General features: G+C 62.8%; 10 protein-coding genes. 6 read left to right on the top strand and 4 right to left on the bottom strand.

Annotated elements, in window-relative coordinates:
• Nucleotides 1–36: 36 nt before the first annotated feature.
• The gene (locus P5W98_RS25845; RefSeq protein WP_421027609.1) at nucleotides 37–1,131 is read right to left on the bottom strand and encodes an HlyD family secretion protein; all 1,095 of its coding nucleotides are present in this window, start codon (nucleotides 1,129–1,131) and stop codon (nucleotides 37–39) included.
• Between the two features lie 666 nt (nucleotides 1,132–1,797).
• Here P5W98_RS25845 and P5W98_RS25840 point away from each other — a divergent pair.
• The gene (locus P5W98_RS25840) at nucleotides 1,798–2,112 is read left to right on the top strand and encodes a DUF4148 domain-containing protein (RefSeq protein ID WP_421027608.1); all 315 of its coding nucleotides are present in this window, start codon (nucleotides 1,798–1,800) and stop codon (nucleotides 2,110–2,112) included.
• A 140-nt stretch (nucleotides 2,113–2,252) separates the two neighbouring features.
• Here P5W98_RS25840 and P5W98_RS25835 read toward each other — a convergent pair whose 3' ends face one another.
• Entirely contained in the window at nucleotides 2,253–3,332 is a 1,080-nt protein-coding gene (locus P5W98_RS25835) for a linear amide C-N hydrolase (RefSeq protein WP_421027607.1), read from the bottom strand.
• A 237-nt stretch (nucleotides 3,333–3,569) separates the two neighbouring features.
• A complete protein-coding gene (locus tag P5W98_RS25830; protein ID WP_421027606.1) occupies nucleotides 3,570–4,322 on the bottom strand; it encodes an SDR family oxidoreductase in 753 nt (250 codons plus the stop codon).
• 188 nt (nucleotides 4,323–4,510) lie between these two features.
• Between P5W98_RS25830 and P5W98_RS25825 the strand changes: the two genes are divergently transcribed.
• Nucleotides 4,511–6,034: a PLP-dependent aminotransferase family protein gene (locus P5W98_RS25825; protein ID WP_421027605.1), complete on the top strand. Its 1,524-nt coding sequence runs from the start codon at nucleotides 4,511–4,513 to the stop codon at nucleotides 6,032–6,034.
• A 290-nt stretch (nucleotides 6,035–6,324) separates the two neighbouring features.
• Here P5W98_RS25825 and P5W98_RS25820 read toward each other — a convergent pair whose 3' ends face one another.
• A complete protein-coding gene (locus P5W98_RS25820) occupies nucleotides 6,325–6,564 on the bottom strand; it encodes a hypothetical protein (protein WP_421027604.1) in 240 nt (79 codons plus the stop codon).
• 1,356 nt (nucleotides 6,565–7,920) lie between these two features.
• On the opposite strand from P5W98_RS25820, the gene P5W98_RS25815 reads away from it, so the two are divergent.
• The 4 genes from P5W98_RS25815 to P5W98_RS25800 all read left to right on the top strand — a co-directional run bounded on the left by P5W98_RS25815 (nucleotide 7,921) and on the right by P5W98_RS25800 (nucleotide 17,299).
• Nucleotides 7,921–11,607 carry a hypothetical protein gene (locus P5W98_RS25815; protein ID WP_421027603.1) on the top strand — a complete coding sequence of 1,229 codons (3,687 nt, stop codon included), beginning with the start codon at nucleotides 7,921–7,923 and terminating at the stop codon, nucleotides 11,605–11,607.
• A gap of 103 nt (nucleotides 11,608–11,710) precedes the next feature.
• On the top strand, nucleotides 11,711–12,838 hold the full coding sequence (locus P5W98_RS25810) for a hypothetical protein (RefSeq protein WP_421027602.1): 1,128 nt from the start codon (nucleotides 11,711–11,713) through the stop codon (nucleotides 12,836–12,838).
• Between the two features lie 45 nt (nucleotides 12,839–12,883).
• The gene (locus P5W98_RS25805; protein ID WP_421027601.1) at nucleotides 12,884–13,942 is read left to right on the top strand and encodes a hypothetical protein; all 1,059 of its coding nucleotides are present in this window, start codon (nucleotides 12,884–12,886) and stop codon (nucleotides 13,940–13,942) included.
• A 600-nt stretch (nucleotides 13,943–14,542) separates the two neighbouring features.
• Nucleotides 14,543–17,299 carry a type VI secretion system Vgr family protein gene (locus P5W98_RS25800; RefSeq protein ID WP_421027600.1) on the top strand — a complete coding sequence of 919 codons (2,757 nt, stop codon included), beginning with the start codon at nucleotides 14,543–14,545 and terminating at the stop codon, nucleotides 17,297–17,299.
• The last annotated feature ends 121 nt before the right edge of the window (nucleotides 17,300–17,420 follow it).

Here is a 17,420-nt window from a genome sequence, read left to right as displayed (position 1 = left end):
ATGGAAGTCGTGTCGTTCATGGCGTGCCGCCCTCGTTCAGCGCGCGGAGGCGCCGGTCTGCGCGCCGTCGCCCAGATGCACCGTCACCGTGGCGGAAAGACCGGGCCGCAGCACGCCTTCCATGCCTTGCGGCACCTTCACGCGGATGCGCACCGGCACGCGCTGCACGATCTTCGTGTAGTTGCCCGTGGCGTTCTCGGGCGGCAGCACGCTGAAGGTCGCGCCCGTGGCGGGCGCGAGGCTTTCCACCGTGCCGTGCAGCGTGCCGCTCGCGGCGTCGAGTGCGACGTCGGCGCGGTCTCCTGCGTGAATTTTCTTGAGCTGGTCTTCCTTGAAGTTCGCGTCCACCCAGAGGTCGGTGGCCGGCACCACCGTGAGCAGCGGCGCGCCCGCGTTCGCGAGCATGCCCACCCGAGCCGTGCGGTTGCCGACGTAACCGTCCACCGGCGAGCGGATCGTCGTGTAATCGACGTTGAGCGCGGCGAGACGCCGGTTCGCCTCGGCGGTCGCCACGCGCGCCTCGCCGTCGGCGATCTGCGCGGCGAGCACGTCGAGCTGGCGTTGCGCGGCCACCACCGCTGCGCCGCTCTTCGCCACCGAGGCCTGCGCTTTCGCATAATCAGCATCGGCGCGCTCGACCAGCTGATTCGACACGGCATCGTCTTTCACGAGTTCGCGGTAGCGCGTCTGATCCTGCGCGCTGCGAATGAGCTCCGCGTCCGAGGCGCGCACTTCGGCCTGATGCTGGCCGATCACCGCGGCCTGCAGCGTGCGCTGCGCTTCGAGCTCCGTCACTGCGGCGCGCGCGCTCGCGAGCTCGGCGTCGGCCTGCGCGAGCTTCGCGTCGTAGTCTCGCGCGTCGAGCCGCATGAGCACCTGATTCGCATGCACGCGCTCGTTGTCCTGCACGAAGATCCCGGAGACGAAACCGCTCACGCGCGGCGCCATCACCGTGACGTTGCCGCCCACGTAGGCGTCGTCGGTGGTTTGTATGAAGCGCAACACGAAAAACCAGTAGCCACCCGCGATCGCGAGCACAAGCGCCACCGCGCCCACCGCGAGACGCCTCCAGGGCAGGCCGACGCGCTCGCGCCGCGATTCAGCCGGCGCGGGTGTGGAAGGACTCGACATGACGATCACCTGTGCATATGCACTATAAAAATTAAAAAAAGCCGCCGAACAACTGAAAGCGGCCCATGCGTGAATCACCGGAAACTTCCGACCACGCGCGTAATTACCCTCGCGCCACGGCCACGCGACAGGCGGCATGCGGCATGCATCGCTCCGAAGCGCTGCTCGAACTCGTCTTGCGCCGCGCGCCAATGCACACCCGCTCGCCAAGCCGCGCAAGGCCCGCCGGCGCAAGTGCGAAGCGACGGCGGCGGCAATCGCTTGCGCCCGCCGTGTCCTTCACCAGAGCGTTGCACAGGAGCGGACGCAGTGCGCGCAAAAGCGTCGGGCATTTCTGTGTATATGCACAGATTAGCTGACCAGACGGCTCAGCACAACCGTCGCGCGCGGCATCACTCTATGACTGCGCCGACAACAATCGCCGCTGCACGCGCCAACAATCTTTCAGTTTTGTTTCTCAATCACGGTCACGATACAGATTTTGTATCCGCATGTATCCGCGCTGCCAGCCGATACACAGCGTTGCACCCGCCCCTCACTCCCGACACAAGCGAGATACGTGCGCGCAGTCAAATACTTCCATGGCAGGACGCAATGCAGCACCGAACGAAAACCGGAACGCGATACCCGCCTGCAAGCCCTTTAAATTTTCTTCTGGAGAACACCGTGAACCTCGTCAAATCGCTCATCGTTGCCGCCACCATCGCCCTGCCCGCTCTCTCGTTTGCCCAGTCGACCCAGCCGCTCACGCGCGCCCAGGTACATCAGGAACTGGTCGCACTGGAACAGGCCGGCTACAACCCTTCCGCAGACGAAACGCAGTACCCGAGAAACATCCAGCAGGCCGAAGCACGCCTGCACGCGCACGACCGTGTCGCCACGGCGTCTTATGGCGGCTCGGCCGCGGGCACTTGGGCCTCGGGTGCCCGCGTGGACGGCTCCGAGATTCCCGGTCTTGGCCCGATTTTCGCGCATTCGTGAGTTGACCTTGCTGCGCGAGAGGCGCAGCTTTCCTGCGCCTGGTGGGTACGCCTTATTGCAGCCACAGCCAATTTGCTTATGGAGGCCCAGCAGGTTTACTTCCTTCTGTCACGCTAACGATTCGTTGATCACTGTTTGCATCAGCGGGACTTTCCTGCATCGAGACCGAGGAACGGAAACGGCTGCGCGGGCTGAAAGTCTGCGGAAACTTCGCCACTGAAGGTATTGCGCTGATCCTTGCCGAGGTCGAGACGCCTGACGGGCGCGCCCGAGGAAAAGTCCACCTTCTTGAGGTCGACCCAGAACGTGTTGGGGGTAAGGGCGGATTCGAAGAAGTAGAGCATGCGCTTATGGTCGACAACGGTGCGCCAGCGCGTGGATGAGATATTCGGTTCATTCTCAGCGCTAATTCCGTATGGCACCGACACGTTGCGAATTACGCTGAAAACGCTGGCGAGTGCGATGTCAGGGTCTTCGCTCTTGGGGATCGCGTTGATGTAAAACGAGGCGCGCGCAAAGCGGTCGGCCGCGCGATTGGTGCCCGGTAGCCAGGCGGTGCCGCCGATCTGCTTCCAGTACGCGTTCTGGGCGAGTTGTTCGTCGAAGGTCGGTGAATTGGTCATGACCTGATACTGCCGGCCGTGGTGGACGACCTGCTTGCCGCCGATGTACTCGATGATGGCGCTGTCGCCGGTGGCGTCCGACATCGAGAGGTGCAGTGTGGCGAGACGCTGGTCTCCGGGGACGTTGTCCGTGACGATGGTGAAGGGCTCTTTCCTGAGCGCGTCCACGGCTTCCGAAACGGTAGCGAAGTTGTCGAGTACGTACTGCGCCCATGCGGCGATGGTCAGTCCGGGTTTCGAGTTCTTGTCGAAAGGCGGATATTGTGACTCGGCGAGCCAGAGCAGTTGCGCAGCGAGGCCCTTTTCGTTCATGCCGTCGGTGGTGGAGACGTCGTAGCCGGTTGCGACGACGCTGCCGTATCTGGCAACCCACTTCAGTGAGTTCGGACCGGCCTTGCCGTTGCGCGCGATACCACGCGGAAGAATGTAGAGATGGGTGGCGACGTCCTGCTTCCAGTCCATCGAGCGGCCCGTGATGACGTCGTTGTCGGCGCCCAGATAGACAACCCGCGTGCAGGCGAGCGACGCGGCCGGCGTGACGAGCAGCGTCGTTACAGCGACAAGACAGGACAAAACCGAACGAAGCGCGTGGCGCATGGCTACTCCTGCTCTGCTGAGGGAATCCCGGATGCCTCGAACGCTATGCTCGGGGCGCGCGCGGCCGCCTGCGTATTGATTGGCCCTCTGCATATCGGCCGACGAAAGCCAGGCCGGTCTACCTCAGGATTACCCGCAAACAGTCGTGTCCGGTCTATTTGCGGTGGGCGACTCCCTCAACCCCGCGAGGAGTTTATGCCAAAGCCGGGCCGACGGCTCCAATCAAGCGAAGCGCACTCAGCCCTTTTTTGTCTGCGCCAGCCATTGGTCGAGACTGATGCGGCCGATCCGTGCATCGCCGAGCGGGACAAGCGATTGTTCCTCGACACGGCCGCCGTAGTAGAGCGCATCGCGATCCGTCACGACCGGGCGGCCATCGCCCACCGATTTCAGATAGCGCGAGACGATCTCCGCGAACGGTCCGCGGTCGGGGCCGGCGATGTCGACCGAGCCGTTCAGCGGCGCGGCGAGCGCGACCTCAGCGAGGGCTGCCGCGACGTCATCCGCGGCTATCGGCTGAAACAGCCCGTCCCCAACACGCACCGTCCCGCCTTCTGTGCCGTAATCGGCGATGGCGCCGATGAATTCCATGAACTGGGTCGCGCGCACGATCGTGTAAGGCACGCCCGCCGCCTCGATCGCTTCTTCCTGCGCAACCTTGGCGACGAAATACGCATTCTCCGGTGTGCGTTCGCAGCCGACGATGGACAGTGCGACGTGATGGCGTACCCCAGCGGCCACTTCCGCCTTGCCGAGGTTGCGCGCCGAGTTGCGGAAAAAGTCGAGCACCGCCTGGGGCTCCCACGACGGCGCGTTCGCCACATCCACGACGACGTCCGCACCCGCTAGCGCGCCGCTCAAGCCCTCCCCCGTCACGGCGTTCACACCGTTACGCGGCGACGCGGCAAGCGCCTCATGTCCCGCATCGCCAAGCAGCTTCACAAGACGCGACCCGATCAGGCCGGAACCACCGATTACGACGATCTTCATGACAGATTCTCCAGATGAGAGGCAATGAACGCGCGAAAGCGCCTGGCGGGTCGCATCGACCGAAAGATTTCGCCGCCGGCGCATCGCGTGAGGCTATTGTGGGAAGATCATGAACCATCGAAAAGTGCCAAGAATTACCGTTTCGACCAGGCCAAGTCATTTCCGAGCTCCTTGCCAGCAAGACAGTCATGCCCGCGCCGCCCGCCACCTTCACCATCGATATCGATCGCCAGCAGCACTCGCCGATCTACCTGCAGATCTGCGAGCGCTTCAGAACGGCGATCGCTGCCGGGCACCTGCGTCCCGGCGACCGCGTGCCCGCCCTGCGCAGCCTCGCCACCCAGCTGAATACGGCGCGCGGCACGGTCGAACTGGCCTACACGATCCTGGTCGACGAGGGCTACCTGCAAATGCGCGGTGCGGCAGGCACCTTCGTGTCACCGTCGCTGCCGGCGTCGGTCACGCGGCATGCGCAGGTCGCGAGGGAGTCGAACGGCAGCCAAAACACGAAGGGAAAGGCCGCGCCGGAAGCACCGGCCGACGTGCGCGGCGCGCCCGTGGCGCCGCGCACGCTTGCCATCGCTGCCGCCATGAGCGGCGAGCCACGACCGTTGCAGCCCGGGTTGCCGGCACTCGACGCGTTTCCCATCAAGGTATGGAATCGTCTTGTTTCACATCGCGCGCGCAGCGGCGAGCGCGCGATGTTCGCGTACCCCGATCCGGCGGGATACCGGCCCCTGCGCGAGCACATCGCCACCTATCTCGGGTTGTCTCGCGGGGTGACCTGCCTGCCGGAGCAGGTGTTCGTGACCGGCGGCTATCGTGCGACGCTCGAACTCGTATTGCGCAGTCTCGCCCGCCCGAACGATCGCGTATGGTTCGAAGATCCGGGCTATCTGCTCGCGCGCGGTTTTCTGGCCGAGACCGGCGTTCAGCTCATAGCGGTACCGGCGGATGATGAAGGCATCGACGTCGAACGCGGCAAACGCCTGGACGCGCAGGCGCGCTTCGCGCTGGTCACGCCGTCGCATCAGAGCCCGCTCGGGCGCACGCTGTCTCTCGCGAGGCGCATGGCGCTGCTGGACTGGGCAGAGCAGGCATCGAGCTGGATCATCGAAGACGATTACGACAGCGAGTTCCGTTATCTCGGCCGTCCTTTGCCGGCGCTGAAAAGCCTCGACCGGCACGATCATGTGATCTATTGCGGCACGTTCAGCAAGGTGATGTTTCCCGGTTTGCGGCTGGCGTATGCGGTGGTGCCGGAGCGGGCCGTCGAGCGCGTCGCCAGGGTGGCGTACAGCATGAATGCCGGATCGCCGACGCTGTTCCAGGCAGCGTTGGCGGATTTCGTCGAGCGGGGGCATTTTGCAAGGCATCTGAAGCGCATGCGTGCGTTGTACGGGCAGCGGCGCGTGCTGATCGTGCGCGCTCTCGAGCAGGCTTTCGGCGAACGGCTGACTGTCGAATTGCCGCCGGGGGGCATCCAGTTCGCGGTGCGCTTCGCCGAAGGCCCTGATGGTCCGGTCGACGACGTCGCCGTTGCTGCGCGCGCACGCGAGGCGGGGCTCGCGGTGCTGCCGCTTTCGATCTGGTACGCGAATGGCCGTACGCAACACACACCGCGCGGCCTTGTAATGGGCTTCGCGAACGTCGCCGATGCGGGTGAGGCCGCCCGGCTCGCGCAGACGTTGCGCGAGTGTCTTGAGGAGTGACGCAGATGCCGGCCTCGCTTCACTTGACTCGACACGCCCGATTCGCTGCTGCCAGCATTCGACATATCCGCCAGTTGCCTCGCAGGGAAATTCGATCAACTCAAGCACAGCGGTTCGCGCCGTCCGCGGCGTGGAACGCACGGCAGTGCGATGGACGCGCCAAGGCGCCGGACGCGCTGCAGCTGTAAGCGGTGGATCGCTTCACCGAACGGCCATACGGACTCCGCCCCCGACGCTGAGCGCACAGGCCGGGGGGGCAATCATGCCCGGTGGCGGCTCAACGACCCGTTTCAGGTATCGCCCCGGCTGTGCTCTCGCTGTTCATGGCGTTGCACCTCCCACGTGTCCAGTTCGAGCAGCAGGGCGTCGATCGCGCATAACTGCGCTTTCGTGACGTGCCCCGAGTCGAGCAGCCGGTAGAGCCGCTGGCGCCAGTACCCGGCAGGCAGGATGGACGCGCCGGCGTCCCTCCAATCTGAGGACCGCACCGCGCGGGTGATGTGTGCAATTTCCTGGTCGAGCAATGTCATCGTGGTGCCCCTCCCTTAGGGTTACCAATGGCTTGTCGATGCCTTCGTCACCGCACTGCTCTCGCCTCACAGGCGATCGCCAGCGCGCTCGCGCGGCATGACAGCTCTTTTTCCTGACGCTCAGATGCCTCTCGAATATTTCGTTCGAACGAGCACCTCCTCAAGACGGACCGTCGCCTATGTGCACGAGGCTCCGGCATGATCGCGTGGCGCTGCCGGCAAGCCTGGGTCGCCGGGTCAGGCATTGTCCGGACGGCAAATTCCAAACGAGGGCTTCTCGGCGCCCCTTCGGCTCATACAGGCGTTTCAGGCAGCGTCGATTGATACCTCAGTCGCAGCCGCGGCTGTCATGAACCTGATCACCGGAAATCCTCAGGCAATTGAGAAGAGTATAGGCATAGCATTTCATCTGACAAGGCAAGCCACCCCCAAAGGTGTCACCGGCCTCGAACGGTTACGCTTTTTGCTGGACTTCGAGTATGTGATCGGCCCGCGAGCTCATCGGCGCAACGCTGGGACACCCAGAAACGGACCGGCGCGGCGACCACTAGCTGCACCTGACAGGAAAGCGAAGAAGGCGGGGGGAGACTGGTAGCGTGGCTGCCGCCGGTTCATTCCCTGAGGTGCTTCCTTCATGTATTCCGATTCGATTCGATGGCCGCCTGCCGCCATCAAATTGGCCATAGACCACTCTAGACGTTAACTCAACCTGCTAACTCCAACAGCTATTTGCATATTCCCTCTGAGGATTAGATTACGCAGCAGGTGTCGTTTTGACTGGACAAGGAGAAGCGATGAACCTGCCATTCCATTACCCCCACCCTCCTTAGTGCGCCGCGATTCCCCCATGCCATTGAGGCAGATGATTGCAAACAATTGCGGGCGCTGCTTATCCGGTTAGACCACACAGCAATACGATGATCGATTCACCATATTCAAAATTGCGAAGCTCGAACGTGGCTTATCCGGCGACGGCCTTTTCGTCACGCGTCGTTCAGCTATCGGCGTAAGCGGGCCGTGCCTGAAAGCTGTCAGTTGGGATCTTCCGGGTGCTTCGCGGCTCATTTTTGTTAGCAATCCATATTAAATCAATTAAGCGGATGAAATGCCCATAGCGGTATTGCCGTCTTGTGTGCGGGAAGAATTCCGACAAGGCCGGCACTTGACGAAGTATTGAAGAAACAAGAACAGCCGATGCACGGGTAACGGTTTTGTCACGCCGACCTGAGGCACTTAGACCAAGACATCCATTTCGTTTGCTCCGCCATGCTCTGGCGGATCTCGAAACCATCGGGGAGCACGGGGGCTTCATGCCTTTCCGGGTCTGCCCGACCACTTCAACAGGAGTTGTCAGCCATGACCCAGAAACCTCCCAGCATCAGGACGCCTGTGGCGCAAGCCGTGGCCAGGCCCTACGCCCGGTCAACCGGCGCTGCTTCGCCCCGCCTCGAGACCGAAACGAAATTCATGCAGCAATACCGGATCGCTGCGGCTGTACACGGCGGAGGAGACATTGTCGCCGTACGCAACGGCAACGGTCGGGTCGAAGCCTTCACCGTCGGCACCGACGGTACCGTCTGGAATTTTTTCCCTGACCCGGCGAGCGACACCGGCTACAGCGCAATAAGCACGGGCCTGGCCGCGCGCTGGGTGGTGGCAGGCCTGAATTCCGCGGGACGTATCGTGCTATTTGCGGCAAACAATCTGAACCTGAACTACGTCGTCGAGACCAGCAAGACAGGATCCGACCGCTGGTCAAGCGTGATGACCGCCACCTTGCCGCTGCCCGTCAACGCGACGGCCATCGCCGGCCTGTATGCCGCGCAGATAGCAGGCAAGCTCTATGTGGCTGCGCTCACCAAATTCCAGAGCGCGTCCCCCGGCAGCTCCTATTCCCTGGCGACGTCCATCTGGGATCAAAAACCAGGCGTATTCCAGTCCACTTCCGTGACCCTGTCTTCGCTCAATTGCGTCTGGTCCGGATCATCAGCCAGTACCGCCGAATTCACGGTGCTCGATACGGTATTCCTCGGCTATAACGTCTCGACGCAGCAGGTCAAGCGCTATCCGTTCGCGGCCACATTCAAGTCCATTGCCGTCGCGACGAGCCTCGACCCCGCCGGCAACAACAGGTATTTCAGTGTGCTGTCGGACGGCAACCTTTACCAGATGGTGGGCGGCTCGGGCGGCCTCCCCTATAGCTGGGCTCAGGTGACCCAAAGCATGAGCTTTCGGGACGTGCAAAGCGCCGTGTCCGCGTCCGGGCAGATCGAACTCTTCACGCTCGACACCGGCGCGCGGCTATGTCATTTCGCGCCGGATCAGCAATCGGCCACGGGATGGTCCAACACCATGGCGATCCAGACGGGCGTGGCGTTGCTGGGGGTTACCCAACTCGACCAGGGAAACATCGAAGCCTTCACGGTAGGAACGACCCAGGCCACGCTCAGCCACCTGATCAAGGAGCAGGACAGCGGCAACTGGCAGATTTCGCCTCTGGAGGTGCCAACCTCGGGGCAGGTCGAGGAATTCATCTCCTACTCCACCGACCTGATGGTCTATGACGCCGCCGGCGCGCCATTGCCCAACGCCCCTGTACAGGTTTGGGCTTCGTCGCAAACCCAGATCGTCGTCAACGGCGCGAGCTACACCGTGGATGCCCATACGCCCGCCAACCTCACCTGTTCGCCCGGCGGCACCCTGAGCATCACGCAAGGCACAGGCATGCTCGGCATTCCCGCGCTGCAGATCAATCTGGTCAACCTGATGCCGTCGGGGCAAGCGATCGCACTCGAACAATACGCCGGGGTACAGGAGCAACTCGCCACGGTCAGCGGCACCGACCTGATGAACGCACGCACGGCCGATGGGCAGTACCTACTGCAAGACCAGTACCGCACCGTCGAACAGACCAATGAACTGGCATCGGCCTTCAACCAGTGCATGGCGATCACGCAGTCCGCTTATGTGAAGCGCGCGTTGCAGACGCCGGTTCTCGGGGCGGCGCCCAAGGTGGGTGTGTCATGTGTCGATGCCGACAGAACCACCGACCTCACCCGTTTGGGCGCGGCGACCCAAGCCCGGCATTGGCAGCTCGAATTCAGCGCTGGGAAGCCCAAATTCCGCACGATGACGGCCGAGCAGGCCGAACACCTGATCCACGAAAAACGTGCCCGGCACGTGTTGACCACGCAAGCAGCGGGTGGCATCCTGGACTGGTTCGGCAGCATCGGCGATTTCGTCGAAGGGGTGGTCAGCGGCATCGTGAACGTTGTCGACACCATCATCACCACGGTCGGCAGCGCCGTCAAAGCGGCCATCACCTTCGTGGTCAACGGCGTGCAGTACCTCTTCGAGACCGTGGTGCAGTTCGTGCAGGATGCCTTCGACCTTGTCGAAGTGTTCTTTGCCCAGGTGAAGGTGATCTTCGAGCAGATCTTCGAATGGCTTGGCTTCGTGTTCTCCTGGCCGGACATCCTGCGCACCCACGATGCGCTTTACTACACGCTGGAGCAATTCCTCGACTTCCTTCCCGGCGCGGTCGGCGGCATCCAGACCAGGTTCGACCAGGGCATCGCCCAGGTCAAGGACCAGATAAGCGCCATCTTCGACCAGTTGGTCAACAGCGTAGGCGGGACGTCGACGCTGGGCGGCTACACCGACTCGAAAACGCCGACAGCGCCGGTCTACAGCTCCGGCAACGCCAACAACATCGTGCTCAACGCCACCGTGGAAAACTCGCCCGCGGCGAAGCAAACCACGGTGGTGCCGCCATCCAACACCGGCCCATGGGACATCCTGACCCAGCAGATCCAGAACCTGGCAACTTCGGTGCAGAACGATCCGGCGTTCAATGATGCCCTCGCGTACATGAACAACCTGGGCGGCAGTCCGGACCAGATCTTCAGCCAGTTGCTCAGCGCGCTGTTGCGCGTCATGCAGGGTCTCGCCAACGCCATGCTTTCGGGCGTTCAGGCCGTCGTCGATGGGGTGCTGCAACTGGTGCAGACGTTCCTGAGCTCGCTCAAGGACCTGTTCACCGCCGACTGGAACATCCCCTTCGTGACCCAGTTCTACGGCTGGCTGACCAATGGATCGCAACTGAGCCTCGGTGACCTGTTCGCACTCGTGCTCGCGATTCCCTCGACCATCATCTACAAGGCAATCTACGGCAAGGCACCCTTCCCCGACCAGGCGAGCGTGGACAGCTTCAAGGCTTCTTTCAGCGCGCAAACGATGCTGGCCAACTCCGGCCTCGCGCCGACCAGCGCAACGGGCAAAGCCGTATCGGTCAAGGCAACCCGGGCACAGGCCACGCCCGCCGCGGAAAGTACGCCGAACGCCGCGCAAGAGCTCATGGGCATTGCCTCCGTGGTCTCCATGGCAACCTATGCCTTTATCTCCGCCGCCCTCGATGTACGGCCGACCACCGGGACAGGCGTGGTGGACCCGCTGACCAAGACGCTCACGAAGTTCGCCCTGGGCGGCGAGATTGTCGCGCAGGCCGCTGCCTGCCCGTGGATCTTTTCGTCCGGCGGACCGGACTGCGCAACAGCGGAGGGCGCAGGCAAGTGGATGTACATCTACACCTCCCTGGGTGTGGTGCTGGATTCGGCCTTCACGATCTACGACGAGGCCTTCCCCGAGAACAACGACACCATTTGGGGCATTGTGCTGGCCTCGCTCTATGGCGTGGGTCACGCGGTGGTCACCGGTGTCACTTTCACCAAGATGTCGGGCTATTCGCAGGCCGGCAACATCGTGATGCTCATCCCCGAGATCGGCAAGTTGCTCAAGCTGCCGGCTGTCGAAACCGCCACCAGTGGGATCTCGCTGGTCGTGATCGCAGCGGCGGATGCGCTATGCCTCACGTCTGCCGGCATCCTGGGCTTCGTCGATCTGAACAGCTCGAGCAACGCGTCACTTCGCGTAGCCGCCGTGCCTGGCGCCGTGCCTCGCCTCGGACTCGACGCCATGCTGACGGCCACGCGCGACCCCGCACCCGGCGCTGTGCCCGAAGCCGTGCCGGCGCTCGCCGTCTGATCCAGTTGAACCAGAGATGCCGGCAACCGTCGGCATCTCTGCCCGCGCCTCGTAACCATCGCTATCCACCGACTTTCTCACCCCTCCCAACAAGGAGACCGTCATGCTCGTTCGTATACCTAAGAGCTCCGCTTTCGTGAGCCGCACGCCTGTGGGCCTGCCTCTGGTGCTGGTCCAGGGCACGAGTGAATTCAACGGGACCTACCTGCGGCCCAATTCGGGCAACACCGGAACCGTTCCTGCCGGCGGGCCATACTCCGCCTCGCCGGACATCTGGTTCGCCGGCAGCACGCCCATCGCGAACTATCAAACAGCGCTCGCCACTGACGCGAGCTACGCCACGTCGTCGAACAACAACATCTACTCAGGCCAGACCAACATCCTCTACGTGCGCGGCAAGAACGGCGCCACCGCGAACAGGACCAACACGGTGCAGCTGTACTACGCCCCCTCCGGCATCATCAATGCACCGAGCCAGTGGCAGAACAACGTCATCAAGACGGACACCGGAGGCACCTACGGCAACATCGCCAACCTGGCTCCCGGCACCGTGGGCGTGTGCGATGCGACCTTCGTGTGGACCAATGTCGCCCCTCCCCCTCCGGGCAGCGACCACTACTGCGTGTTCGCCCAGTTCAACGACGCCAACAACAGCAATCCCTTCCCGAGCGTCGATACCGCATTGGACATGGGCGCCCTGATCATGAACAATCTGGGCTGGGGATGGCGCAACACGTCGATGATCTCGGCCACGCCGACCTGGCAGTACACGACGCCGCTAAACATTCCGAGCGACTATCCCACCACCAATAGCTATTCCATCTTCATCGCGCCCACGGGCTACGTGGGCTGGGATGCGGAGTTCTACAGCAGCCGCCCGGACTCCCAGGGCAATCCGATCAAGCTCGGCCGCACGAAGGTCACGCAGGACGGCATTTTGCTGGGCGTGGCATCCGCCGTTCTGGAGCCCGGCTACCAGTCACTCATGACGGTCAACATGTACAGCCCCGACGGCCGCGGTCCGGCGCCGGGGGCTCGTGTGCCGATGTCGGTCAATTACGTGGCCGGTGCGCAGAGCTATCTCGAAGCCATCTCGCGCAACCTCATCGATACCGAATTCATGTTGCGACTGCGCCGCAGCTGCCCTGAGCTAGTAGCGGTGGAGCCCACCGCCTGGATCATTCAGGGCACCTACAACTGGCAAGTCACGAACAACCCGGCCATCAAGTGACGGCCCCGGCGATTTTCGTCGCCCCCCAGAGCAAGGAGATACTCCATGAGCACAGCATTTGCGCACGACGCAGCGCCGGCGCTGCCGGGAACCGCATCGACCTACGATGGCCTGTACCTGCGGGACAACCTCAAGTCGCAGGGCACGCTTCCGGCCGTAGCGCCGTTCAACGCCTGCCCCGACATCATTCAGAGCAGCATGCCGGTTGCAGATCCTCAGAAGACATTCGGCACGGTCAGCAGCTGGAACACGATCTACCCGACCTCTCCCGCGCCTGGCAAAAACTACTACTACGTGCGCGGCCTGAACGGCTCGTCTGAAGACTTCGAAGGCCAGATCAGCCTGTTCTGGACTCCTGCACAGTTGATCCTGTTTCCTTCGACCTGGAAGAACAACCCACTGTTGACCGCATCGGGCAGTGAAGGCGTAAAGGTGCAGGCAGCGCCGGGCTTCGTCGGCGTGGGCAACGACGGCTTCGTGCTCGACACCGGCACCGTGTCACTGTCCAACCCGAACGCCTTCTACAGCTTCGTCGCCCAGAACAATGCAGCGCCCATCCCCACCATCAGCAGCTGGCTGGAAATGTCTCAACTGCTGACCCAGCAACTGGGCATCGGGTTTCGCAACATGATGACCTTTGACCCGGTCACCGGCCCCCTGCTCGCCCGGATGGGATTCAACATTCCCATGAGCGTCGGAGAATCCGCGACGTTGCAGCTCACGATATCCACCCAGGGCATCCCGGCTGGCGACACCATCGGCCTGATCGGCGACTGCTTCACTCCGGAGATGAAGTCCATCCTGCTGCAGCCGATCAAGACCACTGGCAACAGCTACGTGGCCGGCATCCAGTTCGACGTGGACCCTGGCTTCAATTCGTCCGTCGCACTCCAGTACTGGAATACATCGGGTCTGGTGCCTGCAGCGGGCAGCACCCTTACCCTGAGCGTGAACTACGTGGTGCCGCAAGAAAAATATGCTCGAGCGCTGACGCTTGGCGTGCTCGACTCGCGGTATGCGCAAGCTGCGCCGACGGTAGGTGTCGGGCCCCAACAGATCGCACCGGTTGGCCAGGTGACGTTCGTTGTGGCTGCTTCGACCTGAACAATGGTCCCTGAGCGTCTTTTCGACACGCCACTCGCGGCAGCGGGAGGCGTGCCTTTCAAATAATGCAATCACTGTTATGCGCGCCCCACGCCACGCCGCGTGCATCGGAAAAAACGCGCACGCGCGTGACCGCGTGCGGCTCTATGCCCGCAAGGTGGGCGCTCGCGAATGCGGGTGCATCGGTGTCGGTTCGTCGAGCATCAAAAGGCGTGGATGATTCACTCGTGGCATATACAATCCGACCGATGCCAGGTATAGCCGATCCAACTAACAATTGATCGAAATGCGAGTCGCCAACGCGAAGAATCGTGGGCACTCATTTGCGGCCCCCCCGTTCCCCCCGTACTCCAATCGCGCTCCCACTATTGCGGGATTCCTGCGTCGGATCAATAACGATTAATGCCTGGCGTGATAACGTCTCCCGCCAATTGACGCCCTCATAACCCCTGCTCGATCGCATTGGCAAAAAATCCCGTTTTTGCTGCTTTCGCAGGATTTCAATCTTAAGAATCCGGCTTTAAAACGCGCATTATTTCATCGCTCAATCCGGATTTCCATTCTGCACAACTGAATTATTGATAATCCGGTGAACAGACCGTGAACCACCCAGCCTTCCCACGCGTTTTCTCCGGCGCCCTGCCTTCTCAGGACCACCGCCCGTTCCGGCTACATTGGCGCCGTTCGCAAAAGGATCTGGCTGGTCTGCTGCTTATCCAGCGCCTCGATATTCGCGAGAATCTGTGCGGCGGCATCGAAGGACGCATTTCCTGCATCTCCACCACGATCGGCGCACCGCTATCGATGTTTCTCGGCCAGCCGCTGACGATCCAGATGGTTACCGACCGGAGAGCATTGCATTCAATCTGCGCAATCGTCACCGATGCCCTCGAGGGGGAATCCGATGGATCGCTCGCGACGTATCAACTAGTGATCCGTGACGCGCTGTCGATCATGGAACGGCGCATCAATACGCGCATATTTCGTGGCAAAAGCGTCATCGATATTTTCCATACGCTCGTGCAGGAATGGCGACGTAGAAGCTCGACACTGGGCGCAAGCTTCGATCTGGATATGTCTGGTCTCGATGCATCAAAATATCCCGTGCGCGAGCAAACGCTCCAGTTCGATGAAAGCGATGCGGATTTTATCCGCCGTCTGTGCCGCCGCGAAGGCATCGCCTGGTTTATCCGCGCGGGCGACGGTCGCAACAGCACCGATCTCGCGAAGCAGCCCTTCCACACGCTCGTACTGTTCGACAACGCGATCTCGCTCCAGCGGGCGAGCGTGGGCGGCGTTCCCTACCGTCCCGACGCGGCAACCGGAAAGCGCGATTCGATCACGCTCCTCGCGATGAATCGCCAGCTCGTCGCGGGCTCGATCCGGCGGGCAAGCTGGGACCTCAAACGTAGCAGGGTCGACCAGTTGGACGCGCCTACGCGAGTCGACCAGGGGCCGGCAGGCAATGATCTCGCGGCCCTGCTGTCCGACGCACGGATCGATTCGCCACATTGTGCCGATACATCGAAAGACTATGAGCGCCTCGGCATCGCGCGGCTGCTCGCCCACGGCGCGCGCTCGACAAGCGTCAGCGGCGCGAGCGGCGCGCGTGACCTTGAAGTCGGATTCTGGATCCAGGTGACGGGGCACCCGGAACTGGACGCGTTGCCCGAGCCGCAACGCCGCATCGTTATCACTTCGCTGCACCATGTCGGCGAGAACAACATGCCGAAGGCACTGAATGAGCGGGCGCAGGCATTGTTCGAGGCCAATCGCTGGCAGGCGGCTCACGCGCCGCTGTCGGTCGACACGCCGGCACGACCGACGGCATTCGATGGCTCGTCGCCGAGCCGCTACGAAAACACGTTCAGCGGCGTCCCGCAGGGCACGCCACTCACGCCCGCGTACGATCCGCGCATCGACCTGCCGCGCGTGTATCCGGTCACCGGAAAGGTCATGACGCCGGATGGCGAGCAGGTCTACACCGACGAGTACGGCAGGCACAAGGTGCAGATCCAGGGGCTCGACGCGGCAGACCACGCGCACGCCAAAGGCGCGGGCACCAGCGACACCGATTCGGACAGTGCATGGGTGCGCGCGCTGTCGAATTGGGCGGGAGACAATCTCGGCCATCAGACGCCGCTGCGCGCCGGCATGGAAGTCCTGCTGGACTTCGCCAACGGCGACCCGGACAAGATGTACATCGCCGGCGTGTTCAGCAACAGCGACAACATGCCGGCGACCTTCAGCCGGAAGGGTGCGCTGCCTGGCAACCGGTATCTATCGGGCATGCGCTCGCGCGAGATCAATGGCGCGCGGTACAACCAGCTCCGGCTGGACGACACGCCAGCTCAAATCAGCGCGCAGTTGAGCAGCCAGCACGGGACGTCCGAACTCAATCTGGGCTATCTCACGCAGCCGCGCGAGAACGGGCAAGGCGCCAACCGTGGCGAGGGCGCGGAACTGCGCACGGACGCCGCAGCAGCACTGCGGGCCGCACATGGCATCCTGCTGACGACGTACGCACGCGGCCAGGCGAGCGGCAATCAGCTCGATCGCGACGAACTCATCCAGCTGCTGGGCGAGTGCACGGAGCTGTTCAAGTCGCTGGGCGACTACGCGGGGCAGCACGGCAGCCAGGCGATGGACACCGCGGGGCAAGGCGCGCTGGCGTCGGCGTTCAAAGGCTGGCAGGCCTCGGGCGGTCAGCCGCTGATGGCGCTCGGCGCCGAGGCCGGCTTCGTGAACGTGACGCCGAAAACGCATGTGACCTATGCGGGCGAGAACATCGATCAGGTGGCGCAGCAGCACGTTCAGGTGAGCAGTGGGCAGCGCATCAATCTGCAGGCGGGCCATGGGGTTGCACTGTTCGCGCAGGCCAACGACATCTCGGCGCTAGCCAATCAAGGCAAGGTGAGATTGCAGAGCCAGGGCGACGACACGCAAGTCGATTCCGCGAAGAACGTTCAGTTGACCGCCGCTGGCGGCAAGCTCACCGGCGCCGCGAGCGATGAGGTGTTGCTGGTCACCTCGGGCGGCGCTTACCTGAAGCTGCACGACGGCGACATCGAACTCGGCGGTCCGGGCACGTTCACGGTCAAGGCCGCCGGGCACAGGTGGAGCGGCCCCGCGAGCATGAGCGCCGATATGCCGAAGTTCGATCATGCGCCGCTGGGACGCGTGCCGAAGCTTGTGCGCGCAACGGACGATCAGGCGGCGAGCGGCTTCGACGCCGAGGTCAGGAAGGCCTCCGGCGACTTGCTGAACCAGAAGACGGATAGCGCAGGCAGGCTTACGCCGCTCAGCGGCAACCAGTTCGAGCAACTGGCGGTGCAATTCATCAAGAAGAGCGTTTGAACATGACTGACTCATTCCTGAATCCAGACACACCCGGCACTCCATCGCCGGGCGCTGGCGCCTCCCATTCCGGTACGGCCCCGGCGCCGAATTTGCCACCGCGCATAATCGTGGGCTCGGG

The organism is Paraburkholderia sp. A1BS-2L (assembly GCF_051125205.1).
Taxonomy (GTDB): Bacteria; Pseudomonadota; Gammaproteobacteria; order Burkholderiales; family Burkholderiaceae; genus Paraburkholderia.
This window is presented reverse-complemented; position numbering and strand designations above follow the sequence as displayed.